Raw genomic sequence first — 20,649 nt, forward strand, 5'->3', positions numbered from 1 at the left:
ACGGGAGCTCGGCGGGGCACCCGCTTTTCAACCTGGCCGCGCGATACCGTGGTGACGCAATTTGCGGTAAAGCGTGTTGCGGCTGATCCCCAGACGATCGGCCACGCGGGCGATGTGCCAATGCTCGGCTTCGATGAGGCTGAGCAGGGTCTGCTTTTCTGAGAGGTGCAGCGGGTTTTCCGGCGAGTCGATCGGCTGCGTCGGCAACAACTCTTCCACTTCATCCAGGCTGATGCGCCCCTCCCACGCCAAGGCGACCAGTGTTCGCAGACAGGTACGCAACTGCCGCACATTGCCCGGCCAGGGATGCGAGAGCAGGCGCTCTCTCACACCAGGTTCGAGCTGAACCTGTGCGCCCTTCGCTTCTTCGCGCAGCAGCAGGTCGAGCAAACTGCCTTTGTCGGAGCGCTCCCGCAACGGCGGCAGTTGCACGGCAAACCCACCCACGCGGTAGAACAGATCCTCGCGAAAACGCCCATCGGCCACACAGGCCTGCAAATCCTGGTGACTGGCACTGATCAGCCGCACGTCCAGAGGACGGGCCGAGGCGCCGCCCAACGGCACCACCTGCCGTTCCTCCAGCACCCGCAGCAGCCGCGTTTGCAACGCCAGCGGCATATCGGCGATTTCGTCCAGAAACAGAATGCCGCCATCGGCCTGTTCCAGTTTGCCGACCATGCCGTCCTTGCGTGCCCCCGTAAAACTGCCACCTCGGTAGCCGAACAGCTCACTCTCGATCAATGATTCCGGAATGGCCGCGCAATTGATCGCAACGAACGGCTGGTTGGCCCGGGCGCTGGCACGGTGCAGTGCAGCGGCGAATGCCTCTTTACCTGTGCCGGTTTCACCCTGGAGAAACACCGGAACGTCGCGCTCCAGCACCCGCAATGCGCGAGCGAAACCCCGTTGCAGGCGCGGATCTTCAAGGCACACGCGCAGATCGTTGACCTTGGGCGCCGCCGGCATCACCAATGGCGAAGTGCGCAACGGTGCTCGTAACTGGCCATAGAACAGGCGCCCATCCTGCAAGCGTATTGGCCAGCACAGGCTCGGCTGGGCACTGGCCTGGCTCAGCACGTGTTCAATGGGCGTTTCCAGCAAGCTCGCCAAGGGCTGCCCAACCCATTGCTCACGGCTGATACCGAGCAGATCCAGCGCGGCCTGGTTGACCGAGCAGATGCGCGCCTGCTCATCGAAGCTGAGCAGGCCTTCTCCCAACAAGCCGACGAATCCCGCTTGCGGGTGGAAACGAAGCAGGTATCGATGGGGATCGTCCCCGAGAAAAAAGCAGCTCTCGATCAGTCGCGCGGACAGGTTGGTCAGCGCCATCGCCTGATAATGCTGTTGCAGGCTGGTTTCCGGCCGCACCGAGGAAAGATTGAGCACGGCCAGCAACTCGCCCTTCGAATCGAAGATCGGGCTGGCCGAGCACGTCAACCCGACATGCTTGCCCCTGAAGTGTTCATCGCGGCGAATCGTCACGTGGCGGCGCTCGACCAGGCAGGTACCCACGCCGTTGGTGCCTTCGGTTTCCTCGCTCCACACCGAACCGAGCCACAGCCCGGAGCGCTGAAACTCGGCTTGCTCGGCATCATTGAACACGCTGTCGATCGCCACGCCGCGAGCGTCGGTCAGCAGCACCACATGACCGTCACGGCCGACCTGCTGATGCAGGCTGTTCATCTGCCAGCGGGCCACGGCGATGATGTGCTCCAGTGGCGCGCGATGATCCTTCAGACGAGGGTGTTCCAGTACATCCGGGGCGCGACGGCTCGCGGGGTCGAGTCGGTGCTGGTCCAGGCAGCGGCGCCAGGAGCGGGTGATCGCGATGTCGGCGGCAGGCCCGGGCTGTGGCTGAGTGCCCTGCACGGCTTGCAAGACTTGTTGCGCATGGGCGCTGATCAGGGTGGGCGTCATTGTTCTTGTTCTCCGTGACGGTGACGAGACGGCTCCGTGGGCAGCTTAGACCAAGTGAACGCCAACGGGGACTTCTGGCGCCGGGTGACACTGTGTCACCTGCGTTTATCGCCAGCGTGACACTCAAGGCACCTTCGCACGCCGACTCAATCCCCCACCAACGGCTCTGGAACAAGCGTTACAGCAAGGTGGCCCGCCGCTTGCTCTGCTCATCCCGGTACAAAAACAACAAGATCGGGAGAAGCCCCCACATGAACGTCGCAATTGAAACCCCTCTGCAAACACCCACTGCCCAGCTCGCGTCCTGGGTCGACAGCCTTGGCGAGCGTCTGGCCAAAAGGGATCTGGACGCCACCCTGGAACTGTTCGCCGACGAATGCTACTGGCGTGACCTGCTGCTGTTCAGCTGGAACCTGGTGACGCTGGAAGGCAAGCCTGCGATCCGCGATATGCTGGAAAATCGTCTCGAAAGCACTCGCCCCGATCAATGGAAGCTGGAAGGCGAAGCCAGCCTGAACGATGGCGTGCTCGAAGGCTGGATCAGCCTGGAAACCGAGACCGCCCGCGGCAAAGGCTATGTGCGTCTCAAGGACGGTGTGTGCTGGACCCTTCTGACCACCATGCGCGAACTCAAAGGCCACGAAGAACCCACCGGCCGCCGCCGTCCGATGGGTGCCAATCACGGTCATGGCCACCCCGACAAGCGCAACTGGCTGGAACGCCGCCGCGATGAAGAGGCCTCCCTCGGCATCACCACCCAGCCCTATTGCCTGATCGTCGGCGGTGGTCAGGGTGGATTGGGGCTTGCCGCGCGGCTCAAGCGCATGGGCGTACCGACCCTGATCATCGACAAGGCCGAGCGCCCCGGCGATCAATGGCGCGGCCGCTATAAATCGCTGTGTCTGCACGATCCGGTCTGGTACGACCACATGCCTTACCTGCCCTTCCCCGAGCACTGGCCGGTGTTTACCCCCAAGGACCAGATTGGCGACTGGCTGGAGATGTACAGCAAGGTCATGGAGCTCAACTTCTGGCCGCGTACCGAATGCGTGAGCGCCCAATACGATGACCAGTCGGGCAAGTGGACGGTCCAGGTGCAACGCGACGGCGAACGCCTGACGCTGCAACCGACCCAGTTGATCCTCGCCACCGGCATGTCCGGTGTGGCCAATGTGCCCGCCTATCCGGGTGCCGAGGCGTTCAAGGGGCAGCAGCACCACTCCAGTCGCCACCCCGGCGGCGATGCCTGGAAAGGCAAGCGCGCGGTGGTCATCGGCGCCAACAACTCGGCTCACGATATCTGCGCGGACCTGGTGGAGAACGGTGCCGAGGTGACCATGGTGCAGCGCTCCAGCACGCATATCGTTCGCTCCGACAGCCTGATGGATCTGGTGTTCGGCGGGCTGTATTCGGAAGACGCTGTGGAAGGCGGCTTGACCACGGACAAGGCCGACATGCTGTTCGCCTCGATTCCGTACAAGGTGATGCCAAGCTTTCATCAACCCGTGTTTGGCGCGATCAAGGAGCGCGACAAGGACTTTTATCAAGGTCTGGAAAAGGCCGGTTTCATGCTCGACTTTGGTGACGACGACTCAGGCCTGTTCATGAAGTACGTGCGCCGGGGCTCGGGCTACTACATCGATGTCGGCGCCTCGGCGTTGATCGCCAATGGCACGATCAAGCTAAAAAGCGCGCCAGGCCTTGGAGTCGAACGCGTTGAAGCGGATGCCGTGATTCTGAACGACGGCAGCCGCTTGCCCGCCGATCTGATCGTCTACGCCACCGGCTACGGCTCGATGAATGGCTGGGCGGCGAAGCTGATTTCCCAGGAAGTGGCCGACAAGGTAGGCCGTTGCTGGGGGCTGGGCTCGGGCACCACCAAGGATCCAGGCCCCTATGAAGGCGAGCTGCGCAACATGTGGAAACCCACACAGCAGGACAACCTCTGGTTCCATGGCGGCAACCTGCATCAGTCACGGCATTACTCGTTGTACCTGGCGCTGCAATTGAAAGCGCGATTCGAAGGGCTGGATACCGACGTTTATGCCCTTGCTCCGAGCCATCACGCCCAATGAGGCGCGGGTCGCCCAACTGAGGTTGGGCGACTTTTCCGGTGTCTGAAATCGCCCGCTCGCCCATTCCCCGCCACCTATACGATCATCTTCCCTGCTTCAAATGCTGCGCACCACATCAAGGCAACTGCCCTCCACTCGCGCACTATCAGTGCGTCACTCCCCATGAACAACCCCGTTCACCGCTGAATATGAGGCGGGTCAGGGTTGGCATGCTTCATGCCTCTGTATCTTTATTCAAGTAACTTGAATATAAATCTAGGCAGTTCAAGGAGAATGACAATGACTCGCTTCACGCTCAAGACTCTGTCCTTATCGCTGGTCACACTGTGCAGCATTTCTCTGGCCCACGCAGACGATCTGCTGCAACGCATCAAGCAGAAACACGAGATCGTGGTCGCCACCGAAGCCCGGTTTGCACCTTTCGAATCGGTTGAGAACGGCAAGATCGTCGGGTATGGCGCGGACCTCATGCATTACGTGCTGGATAAAGACCTGCCGGACGTCAAGGTTCGTCAGCTCGACCTGCCGTTCCAGGGGATACTTCCCGGGCTGGACAGCAACAAGTTCGATTTCGTGGTGACCTCGGTCACGGTCAACAAGGCACGGTTCGATCAATTTGCCTTTACCGTACCGATCGCTGAATCCACTGTTGCGCTGCTCAAACGTGCCGATGACGGCGACATCAAGACACTCAACGACCTTAACGGTCGGGTGATTGGCTCCCAGGCCGGTTCCGGCCAGCTGGCTGTACTGCAGGCACTGGACACCAGGCTCAAAGCCCAAGGGCAGCCCGGTATCAAACGCATCAAGGAATACGTGAGCTTCGACGAAGCCTACGCCGACCTCGCCAACGGCAGGCTCGATGGCGTCGCGCAGTCGCTCTCCAATCTCGGTCCGCTCATGAAAGCGCGTCCTGGCCTGTTCACCACGCTGCCGGAAATGGTCGGCCCCGTGACTTACTTCGGTTGGGTGGGACGCAAAGACGCCGACAGCGCCAGCCTGGTCAAGCTGTTCAGCGACGGCATCGCCCGTGCGTCCCAGGACGGCACCCTCAAGGCCCTGCAAGACAAATGGTTCGGCTTCTCCATGACGCTGCCGACCGATGCCATGCCGGTTCCGAGCATCTGAGCCGCTGATGATGAACGATTTCAGCAGCCGCATGGCGTTGTACTCGCCTGCTCTGATCCAGGGCGCACTGACCACTCTGTGGTTGTGCGCCATCGGGATGCTGCTCGGCTTTGTGCTTAGCGTCCTGATTCATCTGTTGGCGAACGGCCGCAGCCGCGCTGGAGTGGCGTTCACCCGGGTCTACGTCAGCTTCTTTCGCGGCACGCCAATGCTCGCCCAGCTTTTGCTGCTGTTTTACCTGCCGTCGGCGCTGGGGCTGGATATCCCGCCGATGGTCGCCGCTGCAGTGGCCTTGGCGCTGAACACCGCCGCCTACCAGTCGCAGATTCTGAGCAGCGGGTTCGCGGCCATCGCCAAGGGGCAGATGGAAGCGGCCTCGGTGTTCGCGCTGGGCAAATACAACACACTGGTGCACATCCAGTTGCCGCAGGTGCTGCGCCTGACGTCACCGGCGTTGATTTCCGAATTGATCGACGTGATCAAGGTGTCGGCGGTGGTTTCAGTCATTTCCATTACCGATCTGATGCGCGTCAGTCAGCAATTGGTATCGCAAACCTATCGCCCGCTTGAGGTGTATCTGGTGGCGGGCCTGTTCTACCTGCTGCTGACCAGCGTACTGAGCGTGCTCGGCGGTCTGCTGGAACGTCGTTGGCAGGAGCGCAGTTGATGCAAGAGTTGATGAGTTACCTCCCCGAATTTGCCAATGCGTTGCTGGTGACACTGGGCGTCAGTCTGGCGGCCGCGGTCATCGGCCTGACACTGGGCTTTGCGCTGAATGCGGCGCGCATCGCCATCCCGGGATTTGCGCTGATCTACAGCCTTTATGTGTGGCTGATCCGCGGCACGCCGTTTCTTGCACAACTGGCGGTCATTTATTTCGGGCTGCCGGTCATCGGCCTGCGCCTGGAAGCCGTCGAAGCGAGCATTCTTTCGCTGGCGCTGTACAGCGGGGCCTATTTCGCCGAACTGTTTCGCTCGGCCTGGGCCAGCGTTCCCCACGGTCAAGTGGAAGCGGCGCGGGTGCATGGCATATCAAGAGTGCGAGTGTTCTGGCACGTGCAGGCGCCTCAGGCCATGGCCTTCGCCCTGCCGCTCCTGGGCAATCAGGTGATCCTGACCATCAAGGAAAGCGCCGTGACCTCGATCATCACAGTCCCCGAACTGACCATGACCGCCGGGCGCATCGTCTCCACTACCTTTTCCTACGTCATGCCCTACGCCCTGCTGGTGTTGAGCTACTGGTTGGTGACCTCGTCGGTCGCGGCCATTGCCCGCGCCCTTGGGCAACGCATGACCCGTCATCTGCGAGGCTGACCGATGAGTACCCTACCGCTTCTCGAACTGCGCGACGTCGGCAAATCCTATGGCGCCAACCGCGTATTGCGCGGCTTCAACCTGAGCGTACAGCCCGGCGAAATCGTCTCACTGATCGGGCCGTCCGGATCGGGCAAAACCACCGCCCTGCGCTGCATGAATTTCCTTGAGCGCTATGACGAGGGCGAGGTCTGGATCGATGGCCAGCTTCTCGGCTATAGCGGCACTGGCAGGCGCGAAGCCGACCGCGACAGCGAAGCGAAGGTCGATGAAGTGCGCAACCCGCTGTCCATGGTGTTTCAACAATTCGACCTGTGGCCACACATGAGCGTGCGCGAAAACGTCATGGCGCCGCTGGTCCTCGGCAAGAAGATGCCCAAGGCCCAGGCCCGCACCCTGGCGGATCAGGCGTTGTCGCGCGTCGGTCTGAGCGCCAAGGCCGACGCTTACCCTGCCCGGCTTTCCGGCGGCCAGCAGCAAAGGGTGGGAATCGCCCGGGCGCTGGCGGTCAAGCCACGGCTGATGCTGCTCGATGAGCCGACTTCGGCGCTGGACCCCGAATTGGTCGAGGAAGTCCTGCAAGTGATTCGCAGCCTTGCCGACGACGGCATGACCATGGTCATGGTCACCCACGAAATGAGTTTCGCGGCACAGATCTCCGATCGGGTGGTGTTCATGGAAGCCGGGCAGATCGTCGAGTCCGGCGCGCCGGGACCATTGTTCAACGCGCCCAAGACCGAGCGTCTGCAGCAGTTCCTCAAACCGTGGTTCAACCGCAGCCTGACCCCACGCGCACAGGTGACCTCATGATTGCCGAAAAAACCTTGAATGCCGTCTCTGCAACGCGTCTGCAGGGTCTGCTCGATACCCTCGCCACTTTCGGCCCGGGCAACGACGGCGGGATGAACCGCCAGGCCTTGTCGGAGGAAGACTTTCAGGCGCGCGCCTGGCTGATCGGCGAAGCACACAGACTCGGCTGCACAGTATGGAGGGATGCCTGCGCCAACCTGTTCATCCGTCGTGACGGGCGCGAAGACCTGCCTCCGGTAATGACCGGCAGCCACATCGACACGCAGCCCACCGGCGGCAAGCTCGACGGTTGCTACGGCGTAATGGCCGGGCTGGAATGCCTGCACGCCCTGCGCGACGCCGGCGTTCAAACCCGACGACCGATTGAGGTGGTGGTCTGGACCAACGAGGAAGGCAGCCGCTTCAGCCCTGGCGCGATGGGCTCAAGTGCCTACGTCGACCCAGCGAGGCTGACCGGCTACCGCAATAATCTGGACGCTGCCGGTATGTCGGTCGGCGAAGCACTGGACGCTCACGCGCAACGTTTCGCCGATCTGCCCATGCGCGAAAAAATCGCCACCCACGCCTTCGTCGAACTGCACATCGAGCAAGGGCCGGTGCTTGAAGAGGCCAAGGTGCCACTGGGCGTGGTCTCGGGCATTCAAGGGGTGCGCTGGTATCAGGTGCGCTGCAAAGGCGCCTCGGCGCATGCCGGAACCACGCCGACGCACATGCGCCGCGACGCCCTGTTGTCGGCCATGGAATCGCTGAGGCCTATCGATGAGCTTGCCCAACGGCTGGCCGGCGAGGACAAGCGCCTGACCTTCGGCCGCTGGAATGTCATGCCCAACGCAATCAATACGATCGCTGGCGAAGTCACGTTCAGCATCGACTTCCGTCACGCCGACCCGCAGGTGCTGGCAGCCTTCGATGCAGGCCTGAGCGACTGCCTGCCTGCCGATGCGCAACTGAGCAGCCTGTTCAGCCACGAGCCGACCGCGTTCGCCCCGCAGGTGATCGAGGTGCTGGAACACGCGTGCGAGGCGACGGGCCTGGGCTGGCAATCGATCCGCTCCGGCGCCTTTCATGACGCCATGTACCTCGCCGGCCATTGCCCGACAGCGATGCTCTTCGTTCCCAGCCGCAACGGCATCAGCCACAACCCGCTGGAATTCACAGAACCCGCGCAATTGGAAGCCGGCGCCAGAGCACTTGCCTGGAGCCTGGTTGCACTTGCCGAACAACCCTGAACCCGAAACCCTGAACAGACAGGAATCAACATGACCCACATTACCCATAGCCACGACTTCCCCGCCTGCTGCCAACCGGACAACGGCTCGTCACTGGGCATCAACGCCACACTGAAAGAACCGATTTCGGCCGACGGCACTCCGGTCCTGAACGAGACCTACACGGTCCCTGCCCGCTGCGGCCGCGCCGTACGCCTGAAGGCCGGGCAAATGATCAAGATCGTCAACACCCACGGCACTCAGGTGTGCGACACCTGGCTGTTCAACAGCAAAGACATGAGCGAATTCCTCTCGATGGAACACGCCCGTGCTCATTGCAACAGCATCATCCCGAAGGTCGGCGACGATCTGTTCAGTAACCGTCGCCGCACCATCGGCACGCTGCTCACCGACACCTCGCCTGGCATTCACGACACCTTGATGGCCGCCTGCGACCTGCATCGCTACACCAATCTGGGCGTCGAGGGCTACCACGACAGCTGCGCCGACAACATGCGCCTGGCTCTGCAAGCCATCGGCCTGCGTTCCAATGAAGTGCCGCAGCCGTTCAATCTGTGGATGAACATCCCGGTCAAGCCTGACTACACCGTCGAATGGTTGCCGCCGGTTTCCAAGGCCGGTGACTACGTTGAAATCCGCGCAGAAATGGACGTCATCGTGGTGATGTCGGCCTGCCCGCAAGACATCGTGCCGATCAACGACCTGAACCCGGTGGAAGTGACCTTCTCGGTTCACGGCTGAACCTCGACTTGCCAGTAGACGACAGGCGTCCAGCCCCCTAGGATGCCTGTCGCGCGCTTCATCCAATTGTTTTCGAGGGCTGCATGTCCAAACCCACCAAGATGCCTGCCGGCAAATCCCAGCATTCCCAAGGCCTGCCGAGCCTGGCCGTGCGCCTTCGACATGCGCGCAAAGTGGCGGGCTTGACCCTCAAGCAAGTCGCCGAAGCGGCAGGATGCTCCGAAAGCCTGATTTCCAAGCTGGAAAACGACGCCGCTTCGCCCTCACTGGCCACGCTGCATCGCCTGGCATTGGCGCTGGGCAGCAACGTGTCCGAGTTGACCTCCGAAGACTGGGTGTCGGAAGAGCCGGTGCTGCGCGCAGGCGGTCGACAGGTCAACCGCTTCGCCAAGGGCACCAAAAAAGGGTATATCGATCTGGAGCGCATCACCCACCTGCAGAAAGGCGGGCTGTTGCAAGGTGACATCCACATCGTCTCGCCGGGCATGGTCAGTGAAATGATCGAGCATGCCGGGGAAGAGATGGGTTATGTCATCGAAGGCAGTCTCGACCTGACGCTGGGCGAAACCACCTACACGCTGAACGCAGGCGATTCTTTTCACTTCCCCAGCAACGTCCCTCACGGCTATCGCAACTCCACCGACAGCGTCGTGCGTATTCTCTGGGTCAATACCCCCGCCACTTTCTGATCCCTGGCCGAGCCGGAAAGCGTGAGGCTTCCCGGCGCAGGTCCTGAATATCAGCCGAGCAGCACCCGATCAGAAGTTCGCTGGCGTGTTGGCGCTGATGATTTCCGCTTCGTCCTGGCCGATGTTGCGGAACATGTGCGGCAGGGTCGTCGGGAAGTAATAACCGTCGCCGGCATTCAACACGCTGATCTGCCCGTCGACCGTAAGTTCGATGGTGCCGCGTGTCACCAGGCCGCATTCTTCGCCCTGAGCGTGAACGATGGGTTCTGCCCCGGAACTGGCGCCCGGCGCGTACTGTTCGCGCAACATGCGCATCTGCCGGCTGGGAACGGAAGCGCCGATCAGCAACAGCCGCAGGCCGTCGCGGCCCAGGTCCGGCTGCTCGCCGGCACGAAAGACATAACGCTGCTCTTGCGGTGGCTGGTCGAACGAAAAGAAATCCGCCAGGGTCATGGGAAACCCTTCCAGCAGTTTTTTAAGCGAACTCACCGAGGGGCTGACGCGATTCAACTCAATCAACGAGATCGTGCCATTGGCGACACCGCTGCGTCTGGCCAGCTCCCGCTGGGACATTTTGTAGCTTTCCCGCACTAACTTGAGACGAGACCCCGTATCCATGACAGCCCTTTGTTAAAGCCCGAGGGTATCGAGGAGCGCGCCACGCAGGCCTTTGACAGCCGGGCCGTTCCCCCATTTGAGTGGGGGTGATTAGAGCACGTTTAACCGCCTCCAACCTATACGGCCCGGCCAAAAGCTACGTCATCATTACGGTTGCGGCGGGTACTCGGCGATGAACTGGCCGATCACGTCGGCGAAGTCGTGGTCGGCGGTAAATCCCAGGCGCTTCGCGTAACCGGCCGTGAACGAACCCGGCCATGAGCCGACGATTTTCTCGATCGCCGGATTGCGCTCCAGGCGCACCCTGTTCGCCACTGCATCGCCTGCCGTACGGCGCAGTGCATCGATCATCTGCCCGGCGCTGATCGACAGGCCTGGCATGTTGATCACTCGGCCTTGAGTCAGTTGTTCGCCCGGCAATTCGTGACCGTGAATCAGGTTGTTGATCGCCTGCGCCGGCGACATCAACCACAGGCGTGTTTCCAGCGGCACCGGCAAAACGCTGTCTTGGCCATTGAGCGGCTCACGAATGATGCCGCTGGCGAAGCTTGACGCGGCCATGTTCGGTTTGCCGGGGCGCACCACGATGGTCGGCATGCGCAGACTGCGGCCATCGACAAAACCGCGACGGCTGTAATCGGCGAGCAGCAGATCGTTCATCGCCTTCTGCGTGCCATAGGAGCTCTGCGGCGCCCACACTTGATCGTCCTCCACTTGATCGGGCAGTTGCCCGCCGAACACCGCCACCGAGCTGGTCATCACCCATTTCGGGCAGGTCCCCAGCCTGCGTATGCGCTCCAGCAGGTGGTGCGTGGCGCTGAAATTGATGCGCATGCCCAGATCGAAATCCTGTTCGGCCTGGCTGGACACCACAGCCGCAAGGTGGAAAACACTGTCGGTGTCGGCGGTGACGAGGCCTTCCAGGACCTGCGCATCGGCGATGTCGCCACACACGACCTGCACCCGCGCGTCGTCGATGCCGCTGAGCGGTACCACATCGAACGCCACGATCCGGGTGATGGCCTGTCTTGCGCCCTGACGATCGGTCAACGAGCCGCGCTGCAGGAGTGCTTCGATCAGGCGACGGCCGAGAAAGCCGGCCGCACCGGTCACGAGAATATTCATGGATTGCTCCTAATGCTCAGCGGTTAACGAGTTTTGCGGGAATGAGGAAAACCAGCGCCGCGCCGAGAAACAGCGCGCTGGCCATGACGTACATGCCGATGGTGGTGCTGTGCGTCGCGTCCTTGAGAAAGCCCATCAGGTACGGCGAAACGAACCCGGCGAGGTTGCCGCAGGAGTTGATCAGGGCGATGCCCGCCGCCGCTGCGGTGCCACCGAGGAATGCCGTCGGCAGCGGCCAGAACAGCGGCAGCGTGCTCAACGCGCCCATGGCACCGAGGGTCAGGCCGATCATCGAGACGGTGAAGTTGTCGCTCCAGGTGGCCGAGATGATCAGACCGATGCCGCCAACGACAGCGGTCAGCGCCAAGTGCCAGCGACGTTCACGCAGCCGGTCCGCGTTGCGCGACACCAGCACCATGGTGGCTACCGCGGCGCCATAAGGAATCGCGGTCAGCAGACCGATTTGCAGCACATCGGTGACACCGGCCTGGCGCACCAGGGTCGGCAGCCAGAAACCGACGGTGTAAAAACCGGCGATCAGGCAAAAGTAGATGCCCGTCAGCAGCCACATGCGCGGTTGCAGGAACACTTCACGCACGCTGTGGGCGACATGCCCCTTGGTTTCGGCGTCGATGCGCGATTGCAGCAGGGTCTTCTGATCCTGGGTCAGCCAGCCGGCGTGGGAAATACGATCGCTGAGGCAGAAGATCACCAGAATGCCCACGGCAATTGACGGCAAGCCTTCGACAAAGAACAACCACTGCCAGCCCGCATAACCATGAGCACCATTGAACGCGGTCATCAGCCAGCCGGACAGCGGCGCGCCGATCAGGCCCGACAACGGCACCGCAGTGGCGAACATCGCGAACATCTTTCCGCGGCGGTGGGTGGGGAACCAGTACGACAGATACAGGATGACGCCCGGATAGAAGCCCGCTTCAGCCAGGCCGAGCAAAAAACGCATGATGTAGAACGACATCGGCGTGGTGACGAAGGCCATGCACGAGGAAATCACGCCCCAACTGATCATGATGCGGGCGATCCACAACCGCGCTCCGACCCTGTGCAGGATCAGGTTGCTGGGGATTTCGACGAGGAAGTACGCGATGAAGAAGATCCCGGCACCGAGGCCGTACACCGCTTCGGAGAAATGCAGGTCATCGGACATTTGCAGCTTGGCGAAGCCGACGTTGACCCGGTCCAGGTACGCCAGCAGATAACACAACAACAACAGCGGGAGGATCCGCCAGGCGGCCTTGCGATAAGCCGCGTCCTCTGAAGCATCGACAGACGTACTGATGCCGTCTTGAGTCAGTGATTCACTCATCTGTTTCCCATCCCTTTGTTTTTGTAGTGGGCTGTTTATGTGGGTAGAACGGAGCAGTGCAGCGGTGTGCGAAAAAACAAGTTACATAATACGTCATACGAATTCAACAAGCGTTTGACGCGGGACGTTGCCGGTAAAATGCAGTAACGTTCGCTGATTTGAAGCCTGAGATTGCTATGCCCTCCTCCGACCATCCTTCGCTGCCCGGCGCCAGCGCCAGTTTGAAAGACGCCTCAAAAGGCACGCTGGCTGATCAGGTCACAGCGGCCCTGAAAGCCCACATCGCCAATGGCGAAGCCTTGCCCGGGTCGCGTTTGCCCACAGAGCCGGTGTTGTCCGAGCGCTATGGCGTGAGCCGCACTGTCATTCGCGAGGCGATTTCCCGGCTCAAATCCGCAGGACTGGTAGAGGTTCGTCAAGGCAGCGGCACCGTGGTCTGCGAAGGCGCGCATATCAAAGCGTTCACCATCGACTTCGATGTCTGCGGCTCCATCGACGCGGTGCTGCGCGTGACCGAACTGCGTCGTGGCATTGAAGGTGAAGCCGCGGCCCTCGCCGCTCAGCGACACACCCCGCAGCAACTGGAAACTATCGAACACGCGCTCAAGGCCATCGACCTTGCTGAACACGAAGGGCGCGACGGCGTACAGGAGGATCTGGACTTTCACTTGTCGATCTCCCACGCCACCGGCAACCCGCTGTACCCGTCGCTGCACGAGTTCATCGCGCAATTCGTCAAGGAAGCGATCCGCATCACCCGCTCCAACGAAGAACGCCGTCGAGACATGGCCAAGACCGTGCGCATCGAGCATTTCGCCATTTTCGAAGCCATTGTCGCCAGCAACTCCGACGCAGCCCGGCATGCCGCTCTTACCCACATCAACAACGCTGTGGAGCGCCTTAAAAACGCCGATCCCGCGTTCTGGCAGAACCCTGGGGCGAGAAATTCCTGAAAGCGGCAAATGGCCTCTATACCGTTCGTCGTTAATTTATAAATAGGAATTAGTTACAAATCGGTTTTCACAAAATCTTCACGCCGGCCCCTGCAATCTGCACCTACTCCTTTTGATCCTCTTTAAGCCCGTTCTCCCCAGCGGGCTTTTTTCTGCCTGCGATTTGCCGCATCCCCTCGCAGCCGATGCATGACCCGTCCGGCAAATACCTCGAACTCACGCCAAAGCGCGACCTCCAACGTTCAGGCCATCCGAGGATATTGAAATGAGCAATGACGATCGCACCACCCGCCCCTCCACCACTCCACCCAATGCCCCGCCGGTCGATGCATCTGGCCAACCGGTCAATGTGGTCGAACGGGATCTCAACGACCCGGACGACGACACCCGTGCCGTGGATGAAATCATCACGCCCTCGTCCAATCGCACCAAGGAGCAGGAAGTCGAGGAGTTGAATCGCAAGACTGCGGAAATCGAACGCAAAGTCGCCGACGGCAACTGACATTCGTGATTGGGCGCACGTTGCCGCACCCGTGCGCCCTGCCGAACAACGATGTTGTGCTAAACCTGTTGGCATGCACTGTGTTCAGCTTTTCAGGGATGAGAGAGTCTTATGCGTTTGAATATGCCGGTCACACAGCAGGAACGTACCTTCGCCGCCGACGAGCGCCTGATTTCGACCACCGACCTAAGCAGTCACATCACCTATTGCAACGACGCGTTCGTCGCCCTCAGCGGTTTCACCCGCGAAGAATTGATCGGCCAACCCCACAACCTGGTTCGTCATCCGGACATGCCGCCGTCGGTGTTCGCGCACATGTGGGAGACCATCAAGCAGGGCAAGCCGTGGATGGGCGTGGTCAAGAACCGCAGCAAAGACGGCGACTTCTACTGGGTCAGCGCCTACGTCACGGCGGTGTACGAAAACGGCAGGATCGCCGGATATGAGTCCGTCCGTTCGCTCCCCACACGCGACCAGGTTCGCCGCGCCGAGGCGTTATATGCTCGGTTGCGTGCCGGTCAGCCGGCCGTATCGAAGCTCAGCACTTTGCGCTACCTCGTCCAGCGCCAGTTGCCGTTGATCATTGCCGCAATGGTGCTCGGTGCCTGCAACTATCTTCTTGCGGACCATGCGTCGTTGGCCGTGATGCTGATCACCTTGGTCGCATTGAGCGCGTTCCTCGAAGTGCGTCAGAACCGGACCCTGAAAAAGATCCTCGACGATCATCCCAAAGCCTTTACCGACCCATTGATCGCGCTGACCTACAGCGACAATCGAGGGCCCCAAGCGCGGCTCGACCTGGCCATGCTCAGCGAGGAAGCGCGCCTGCAAACCGCGTTGACGCGGCTGGTGGATGCCGGCGAAAGCGTGAAACAGCGGGCCGGTCAGTCCGCCAGCCTTTCATTGCTGCAGGCCGAAGCGCTCGATCAGCAGCGCAGCGAAACCGATCAATCGGCGACAGCGATCACCCAGATGGCGGCGACGATTCAGGAGGTCACCCATAACGTGCAGAACACCGCCCACGCCGCCCTCGAAGCCGACACCCTTGCGCAGCAAGGCCGAGGGCTGGCCGACGACAGCCTGCTGGCGATCCGGCACATGGCCAATTCGGTCAGTGAGATCGGCCAGGCGGTGGGCGAGCTTGCGGGCGCAACCCAATCGATCGGCAGCGTGGTCGACGTGATCAACTCCATCGCCCAGCAGACCAACCTGCTGGCCCTCAACGCCGCCATCGAAGCGGCCCGCGCAGGCGAACAAGGCCGCGGCTTTGCGGTGGTCGCCGACGAGGTGCGGTCATTGGCCTCGCGGACCCAGACCTCCACCGAGCAGATCCAGGGCATCATCAGCGAACTGCGCGAAGGCGCGAGCCGTGCGGTCGCAACAGCGACACGCGGTCAAGCCATGTCCCAGGAAAGCGTGGCCAGTGTCGAGGCGGTACAGCAGGCACTCAGCGGGATCAGCCAGGCCGTCACGCGGATCACCGGCATGAGTCAGCAAATGGCCTCGGCGTCAGAGCAACAGACCCACGTCGCGGAAAGCATCAATCAGCAGATCAACCGCATTGCCCAGTTGTGCGATCAAAGCGCCGGGCAGGCGCAGCAAGGCTCGACCATCAGCCGCGAGCTCGAGCAAATGGCGCAGTATCTTCACAGCCTGGCGGAGCGCTTCAATCGTTAGCGCTGGCTGCATCTGCATTGCGTTCCAGCAATTGCCGAGTCACTACGGTGAGCACCTCTTGGGACAGCGGCTCGCCCTTCGCCAAGCGTGACACGGTCAGTGCTCCCATCATCGCGCACATGGCCAGCAATGCCTGATCCCGTGTTGATACCTGCGCCACGTCTTCTATCTGCCCGGACAGCAACTCGATCATCCGCTCGAACCCGGCGACGGCACTGGTTTTCACGTGTTGGTCGCCTCTGGCCAACTCGCTGCCCAACGCTGCGTAGGGGCATCCCGTTTCACCATCGCGATGTTCTTCGCACAGATAACCCTTCACCGACGACTTGAATGCGCCGCCCGGACCGGCCTGTGCCGCCTTCTCTTGCAGTTGCGTTATCTGATCATCGACGGCTGCGGTTGTCGTCTCGGCAACCAACTGCGCCTTCGACTCAAAATGCTTGTAAAAGCCGCCCTGGCTCAGCCCTGCCGCCGCCATCAACGCGGTGAGACCACTGCCGTCGATACCGTTTCGACTGAACTCGGCCCTCGCGGCAGCAATGATCTTCACCCGCGTAGCCGCGGTCTCCGTTTTGTTTCTACGCATTGAACTCACCTTTCATCAGACGCCCTGTTGACTTTAGATTGCGACCACCATCTAATTAGGATTACAAGGTTCATACAACCCAGCCCACCGCGCAAGCGGTTTGTTTCCCAGAGGTCTGTCCCATGTCTAAAGCCACCATTCTTGTCAGCGGCGCAACAGGTTTCACTGGCCGCAAAACGGTTGAAATCCTGCTTGAGAAAGACATCCCCGTTCGCGCGCTGGTGCGCACCGACGACCAACGCGCCGAAGAATTGCGCAAGCTCGGTGCCGAAGTGGTGATCGGCGACCTGCTCAGTCTGAATGATCTTCGCGCAGCGCTTGAAGGCATCGAAACCGCCTACTTCGTTTACCCCATTGCCCCCGGCCTGATCGACGCGACGGCGCGTTTCGCTCTCGCCGCACAAGAGGCAGGTGTGAAATCGGTGGTCAACATGTCGCAGATCTCGGCACGCCGGGTCGCAAAAAGCAACGCGGCGCTGGATCACTACACCGCGGAGCGGGTATTCGACTGGTCAGGCCTGGCGATGACGCACTTGCGTCCGACGTACTTTTCGCAATGGCTGATCTACCCGCACTGGCGTCAGCACATCGTCGAACGTGGTGAAATTCGCCTGCCCTTCGGCGACGGCCGTCACGCACCGATTGCGGCCGAGGATCAGGCGCGCTTGATCGCCGCGATTCTGGAGAATCCTCAAGCCCACGCCGGCAAGACCTATAACCTCAACGGCCCTGTCGAGCTGAGCCAGCAAGGCGTCGCCGATGCCGTGGGTGAAGTCCTTGGGCGCACGATCACCTACGTGCCTATCAGCCTTGAACAATACGACAGAGAAATGGCCGAAGCGGGTTTGCCTGCCTTCCTTCGCCAGCATCTGGTGGAAGTCGCTCAGGACTATCAGCACGGCGTATTCGAAGGTGAGGACGGCGTTATCCGTGAGATCACCGGGCAGGCGCCGATGACCGTTCAGGCGTTCGTCACGCTGCACAAGGGGTTGTTTCAGGCCTGAAACCGGCAGTGAACATTGTGAAATCGAAAGCCCGGCCGAATCGAGGATTCGCCGGGCTTTTTTGCAGGTGAAACACGAGCCTGTTCTTCAGCCTCACAACCCAACGCACTCACAACCTACCGCGCCAACAATTCGCGCACGCGGCCCTCAAGGGTGTCGACCGCGAATGGTTTGGTCAGCACCTGCATCCCAGGCTGTAACTGGCCGTCATTGAGGACGGCATTTTCGGCATAGCCGGTGATGAACAGAGTCTTGAGCTGCGGGCGAAGTTAGACGGCTGAAGCCACCTGCCCCTCCGATCTCAACGAACCGCCGCAATCGGCTTGTCGACTTCTTTGAGCTGCGTCGAATTCCATCCTCCACCCAGCGCCTTGACCAACCCGACACTTGCCGCCAACTGCTGGGTTTGCAGTTCAAGCACGCTGCGCTGTGCCTGCAGTGAGGCTGTCTGGGCGACGACCACATCCAGATAACCTATTGCACCTTGCTTATAACGGGCCAGCGACAGGTTTTCGCTGTATTGCGCCGATTGCGCCGCTGCCCGCTGGTCGTCAAGCGCGGAACCGAGGCCGTCGATGATCGACAGGTTGTCTTCGACCTGTTCGAACGCGGCCAGCACCTGAGCGCGGTATTTGCCGCCGGCCTCATCGGTCGCTGCTCTGGCCGCGTCCACTTGGGCCTTGCGCAACCCGCCATCGAAGATCGTGGTCACCAGCGCAGGTCCGATGGCCCAGAACAGGTTCGGCGCGCTCAGCAGATTGGCGAATTCGTCGCTCTGATAACCGCCTTGGGCGCTAAGCGTCAAAGTAGGGAAATACGCACTGCGCGCGACGCCGATGCGCGCATTGGCAGCCGCGATGCGGCGCTCGGCGGCGGCGATGTCAGGTCGGCGCTGCAACAACGTCGACGGCACGCCTGTCGGCACAGCCGGCAAAGGCAGCGCCTCGGTCGACGCTGTGATGCTGAATTGCGAGGCCGACGCCCCGATCAGTGCAGCGATGCTGTGCTCCAGCAACGCACGCTGCACCTTGTTCTGTTTGAGCTGCGATCTGGCCGATGACAACTGCGAACTCGCCCGGGCAACGTCCAGTCCAGAGACAATGCCGCCGTCGTGCAAGCCTTGGGTCAGGTCGACCGCCTTGCTGAAGGCATCGCTGGTCTGTTCGAGCAAACGGGTTTGCTGGTCCAGCCCGCGCAGCCGAACGTAGCTGTCTGCCAGTTGCGCCTGCAGGCTCAGGCGCACTGACGCCAGGTCCGCCAGCGAGGCTTGGGCCTCATCCGTGCCCGCAGCGACCGAGTCCCGCACCCTGCCCCACAGGTCCACTTCGTAATCGACTTGCAGCCCGAGGGTGCCCGAGTTGTAGACGTTATCGGTGGTCGTCGAGCGCAGCGGCCGGGTGTCGGACTGGCGGATGCGTTGCGCGTTGCCGATGCTCTTTACCGTCGGTAACAGCGCCGAATTGACCTGGGCCACGAACGCCTGCGCCTGGGCGTAATGCGCCAGCGCAGCGCTCAGGCTCGGGTTGCTCGACAGCAATTGCTGTTGCAGAGCGTCCAGTTGCGCGTCGTTATAAACACGCCACCAGCCTTCGCGGCTGATCTGATCGCCGGGGGTCGCCACGCTCCACGGCGCCTGCCCGCCAGGCTGCGTCTTGAACTGCGCCGGAACGGGTGTTTCGGGAACCTTGTACTGCGGCGCCAGCGAGCAGGCTGCCAGCCCCAGCATGGCAATCAATAAGGCACTGTGCTTAACCATGGGGCTTGGCCTCGGCAATGGCTTTGTCTTGCGCAGGCGCCGATATCTGCACCGCGTCGTTGTCGCTCAGACCATCGGGAGGCGTGTCGATGACGCGGTCGGTGGCCGCGACCCCGGAGCCGATTTCCACGGTGTCACCGAAATCGCGGGCAATGGTCACCGTCTTGAACAGCACATGGTCGTTCTGGTCCAGGGTTGCCACGCGCATGCCGTGGTCATCGAATTGCAAGGCACTGGCCGGCAAACGGACGGCATTGACCTGCACCGGTAAATCGAAACGCACGCTGGTGTAGGCACCGGGCAGCAAGCGCCCGGCCGGGTTGTCTACTTGCAGCTGCACCAGTGTGCTGCCGGAGGCGGCGTTCACCGAATCGGCCGAGGCAATGACGGTCGCCTTGAACGCCTCCTGCGGGTATTCGGGGACGCTGAGTCGGGCATGGGTGCCCACCTTGATCTGCGGCGCGTAAGACTGCGGCACTTGCACGTACACCCGCAGACGGCTGACATCCGAAACCGCGAACAACTCCTGGCCGCCGCTGCTGTTGCCTGCGTTAATCAGCGCACCGACATCGGTGCTGCGCGCCGTCACCACCCCGTCGAAAGGTGCGGTCAGGCGCTGAAAACCCTTGGTGGCGGTCAGCCGCTCAACGTTGGCCTGGGCGGCCATGACCTGCGCCTGCTTGGCGGCGAGGTCGCCGTTGCGCTCGTCGACCTCCTGTTTCGACACCGAATCCGACGCCAGCATCGCCTGCCAGCGTTTGGCGCTAGTCTGCGCCAACGACGCGTTGGCTCTGGCACTCGCCAGGTCGGCGCGGGCCTGCAACAGTTGCTGGTCCAGTTCAGGCGTATCGATTTCGGCCAGCAGTTGCCCGGCTTTGACCTTCGCACCGATATCAGCCTCCCAGGACTTCAGGTAACCGCCGACGCGAGCGAAAATCGCTGCCCGCGACCAGGCTTCCAGACGACCCGGCAGAATCAACGCCGAGCCCTGGGTCGGCGCCACCGGGCTGACCACGATCACACTGGGCAGCGCCTGCGCGTCGGTCCAGGTCTTCAGGTCTCTGGATTCACTGGCGCGGGCGCCTATTCCGAGCGCGACAATGGCGACCACGGCGATCAACGCCACGAGTAAGGCGATTCGGCCCCGCCAAGGACTGCGGCGCGTTTGAACATGGTTCAGAGGGGTGTCGGTAAGCAT

General features: G+C 61.6%; 19 protein-coding genes. 12 read left to right on the top strand and 7 right to left on the bottom strand.

Annotated elements, in window-relative coordinates:
* Nucleotides 1–27 precede the first annotated feature (27 nt).
* On the bottom strand, nucleotides 28–1,917 hold the full coding sequence (locus tag BWR59_RS23405) for a sigma-54-dependent Fis family transcriptional regulator (RefSeq protein WP_081568022.1): 1,890 nt from the start codon (nucleotides 1,915–1,917) through the stop codon (nucleotides 28–30).
* Nucleotides 1,918–2,168: 251 nt separating this feature from the next.
* Between BWR59_RS23405 and BWR59_RS23410 the strand changes: the two genes are divergently transcribed.
* From BWR59_RS23410 to BWR59_RS23445, 8 genes are all read left to right on the top strand, one after another.
* Nucleotides 2,169–3,992 (top strand): NAD(P)/FAD-dependent oxidoreductase, encoded by a 1,824-nt coding sequence (locus BWR59_RS23410; protein ID WP_081568023.1) that lies wholly within the window; start codon nucleotides 2,169–2,171, stop codon nucleotides 3,990–3,992.
* Between the two features lie 279 nt (nucleotides 3,993–4,271).
* Entirely contained in the window at nucleotides 4,272–5,120 is an 849-nt protein-coding gene (locus tag BWR59_RS23415) for a transporter substrate-binding domain-containing protein (protein WP_081568024.1), read from the top strand.
* A gap of 7 nt (nucleotides 5,121–5,127) precedes the next feature.
* Nucleotides 5,128–5,787, top strand: a complete 660-nt coding sequence (locus BWR59_RS23420; RefSeq protein ID WP_143490921.1) for an amino acid ABC transporter permease — start codon at nucleotides 5,128–5,130, stop codon at nucleotides 5,785–5,787.
* The gene (locus BWR59_RS23425) at nucleotides 5,787–6,434 is read left to right on the top strand and encodes an amino acid ABC transporter permease (protein ID WP_081568025.1); all 648 of its coding nucleotides are present in this window, start codon (nucleotides 5,787–5,789) and stop codon (nucleotides 6,432–6,434) included. The genes BWR59_RS23420 and BWR59_RS23425 overlap by 1 nt, the downstream gene beginning before the upstream one ends.
* A gap of 3 nt (nucleotides 6,435–6,437) precedes the next feature.
* Nucleotides 6,438–7,244: an amino acid ABC transporter ATP-binding protein gene (locus BWR59_RS23430; RefSeq protein WP_081568026.1), complete on the top strand. Its 807-nt coding sequence runs from the start codon at nucleotides 6,438–6,440 to the stop codon at nucleotides 7,242–7,244.
* Nucleotides 7,241–8,473: a M20 family metallo-hydrolase gene (locus BWR59_RS23435; RefSeq protein WP_081568027.1), complete on the top strand. Its 1,233-nt coding sequence runs from the start codon at nucleotides 7,241–7,243 to the stop codon at nucleotides 8,471–8,473. Before BWR59_RS23430 ends, BWR59_RS23435 begins: the two co-directional genes overlap by 4 nt.
* 30 nt (nucleotides 8,474–8,503) lie before the next feature.
* Nucleotides 8,504–9,214 (top strand): urea carboxylase-associated family protein, encoded by a 711-nt coding sequence (locus tag BWR59_RS23440; protein ID WP_081568028.1) that lies wholly within the window; start codon nucleotides 8,504–8,506, stop codon nucleotides 9,212–9,214.
* Between the two features lie 83 nt (nucleotides 9,215–9,297).
* Nucleotides 9,298–9,903, top strand: a complete 606-nt coding sequence (locus BWR59_RS23445; RefSeq protein WP_081568029.1) for a cupin domain-containing protein — start codon at nucleotides 9,298–9,300, stop codon at nucleotides 9,901–9,903.
* Between the two features lie 69 nt (nucleotides 9,904–9,972).
* Here the strand turns inward: BWR59_RS23445 and BWR59_RS23450 are convergent, their stop codons facing one another.
* From BWR59_RS23450 to BWR59_RS23460, 3 genes are all read right to left on the bottom strand, one after another.
* On the bottom strand, nucleotides 9,973–10,521 hold the full coding sequence (locus tag BWR59_RS23450; protein WP_081568030.1) for a cupin domain-containing protein: 549 nt from the start codon (nucleotides 10,519–10,521) through the stop codon (nucleotides 9,973–9,975).
* A gap of 147 nt (nucleotides 10,522–10,668) precedes the next feature.
* A complete protein-coding gene (denD, locus tag BWR59_RS23455; protein WP_081568031.1) occupies nucleotides 10,669–11,646 on the bottom strand; it encodes a D-erythronate dehydrogenase in 978 nt (325 codons plus the stop codon).
* Between the two features lie 16 nt (nucleotides 11,647–11,662).
* Nucleotides 11,663–12,973 (bottom strand): MFS transporter, encoded by a 1,311-nt coding sequence (locus BWR59_RS23460; protein ID WP_081568032.1) that lies wholly within the window; start codon nucleotides 12,971–12,973, stop codon nucleotides 11,663–11,665.
* A 176-nt stretch (nucleotides 12,974–13,149) separates the two neighbouring features.
* Here BWR59_RS23460 and BWR59_RS23465 point away from each other — a divergent pair, with 176 nt between their 5' ends.
* From BWR59_RS23465 to BWR59_RS23475, 3 genes are all read left to right on the top strand, one after another.
* Nucleotides 13,150–13,926, top strand: coding sequence for a FadR/GntR family transcriptional regulator (locus BWR59_RS23465; protein ID WP_081568033.1), 777 nt, complete (start codon nucleotides 13,150–13,152; stop codon nucleotides 13,924–13,926).
* Nucleotides 13,927–14,191: 265 nt separating this feature from the next.
* Nucleotides 14,192–14,428 carry a hypothetical protein gene (locus tag BWR59_RS23470; RefSeq protein ID WP_081568034.1) on the top strand — a complete coding sequence of 79 codons (237 nt, stop codon included), beginning with the start codon at nucleotides 14,192–14,194 and terminating at the stop codon, nucleotides 14,426–14,428.
* Between the two features lie 111 nt (nucleotides 14,429–14,539).
* Entirely contained in the window at nucleotides 14,540–16,105 is a 1,566-nt protein-coding gene (locus tag BWR59_RS23475; RefSeq protein WP_081568035.1) for a PAS domain-containing methyl-accepting chemotaxis protein, read from the top strand.
* On the opposite strand, the gene BWR59_RS23480 is transcribed toward BWR59_RS23475, so the two are convergent.
* Nucleotides 16,095–16,691 carry a TetR/AcrR family transcriptional regulator gene (locus BWR59_RS23480; protein WP_081568036.1) on the bottom strand — a complete coding sequence of 199 codons (597 nt, stop codon included), beginning with the start codon at nucleotides 16,689–16,691 and terminating at the stop codon, nucleotides 16,095–16,097. The two genes, BWR59_RS23475 and BWR59_RS23480, sit on opposite strands and share 11 nt — an antisense overlap.
* A 122-nt stretch (nucleotides 16,692–16,813) precedes the next feature.
* Here BWR59_RS23480 and BWR59_RS23485 point away from each other — a divergent pair, with 122 nt between their 5' ends.
* Complete coding sequence (locus BWR59_RS23485) at nucleotides 16,814–17,695, top strand: NAD(P)H-binding protein (RefSeq protein ID WP_081568037.1); 882 nt, start codon at nucleotides 16,814–16,816, stop codon at nucleotides 17,693–17,695.
* Between the two features lie 301 nt (nucleotides 17,696–17,996).
* On the opposite strand, the gene BWR59_RS23490 is transcribed toward BWR59_RS23485, so the two are convergent.
* Both BWR59_RS23490 and BWR59_RS23495 read right to left on the bottom strand, forming a co-directional pair.
* A complete protein-coding gene (locus tag BWR59_RS23490) occupies nucleotides 17,997–19,451 on the bottom strand; it encodes an efflux transporter outer membrane subunit (protein WP_081568038.1) in 1,455 nt (484 codons plus the stop codon).
* Nucleotides 19,444–20,649 carry an efflux RND transporter periplasmic adaptor subunit gene (locus BWR59_RS23495; RefSeq protein ID WP_143490922.1) on the bottom strand — a complete coding sequence of 402 codons (1,206 nt, stop codon included), beginning with the start codon at nucleotides 20,647–20,649 and terminating at the stop codon, nucleotides 19,444–19,446. Before BWR59_RS23495 ends, BWR59_RS23490 begins: the two co-directional genes overlap by 8 nt.

The sequence above is a fragment of the Pseudomonas sp. Bc-h genome (genome assembly GCF_002080045.1).
Classification (GTDB): domain Bacteria; phylum Pseudomonadota; class Gammaproteobacteria; order Pseudomonadales; family Pseudomonadaceae; genus Aquipseudomonas.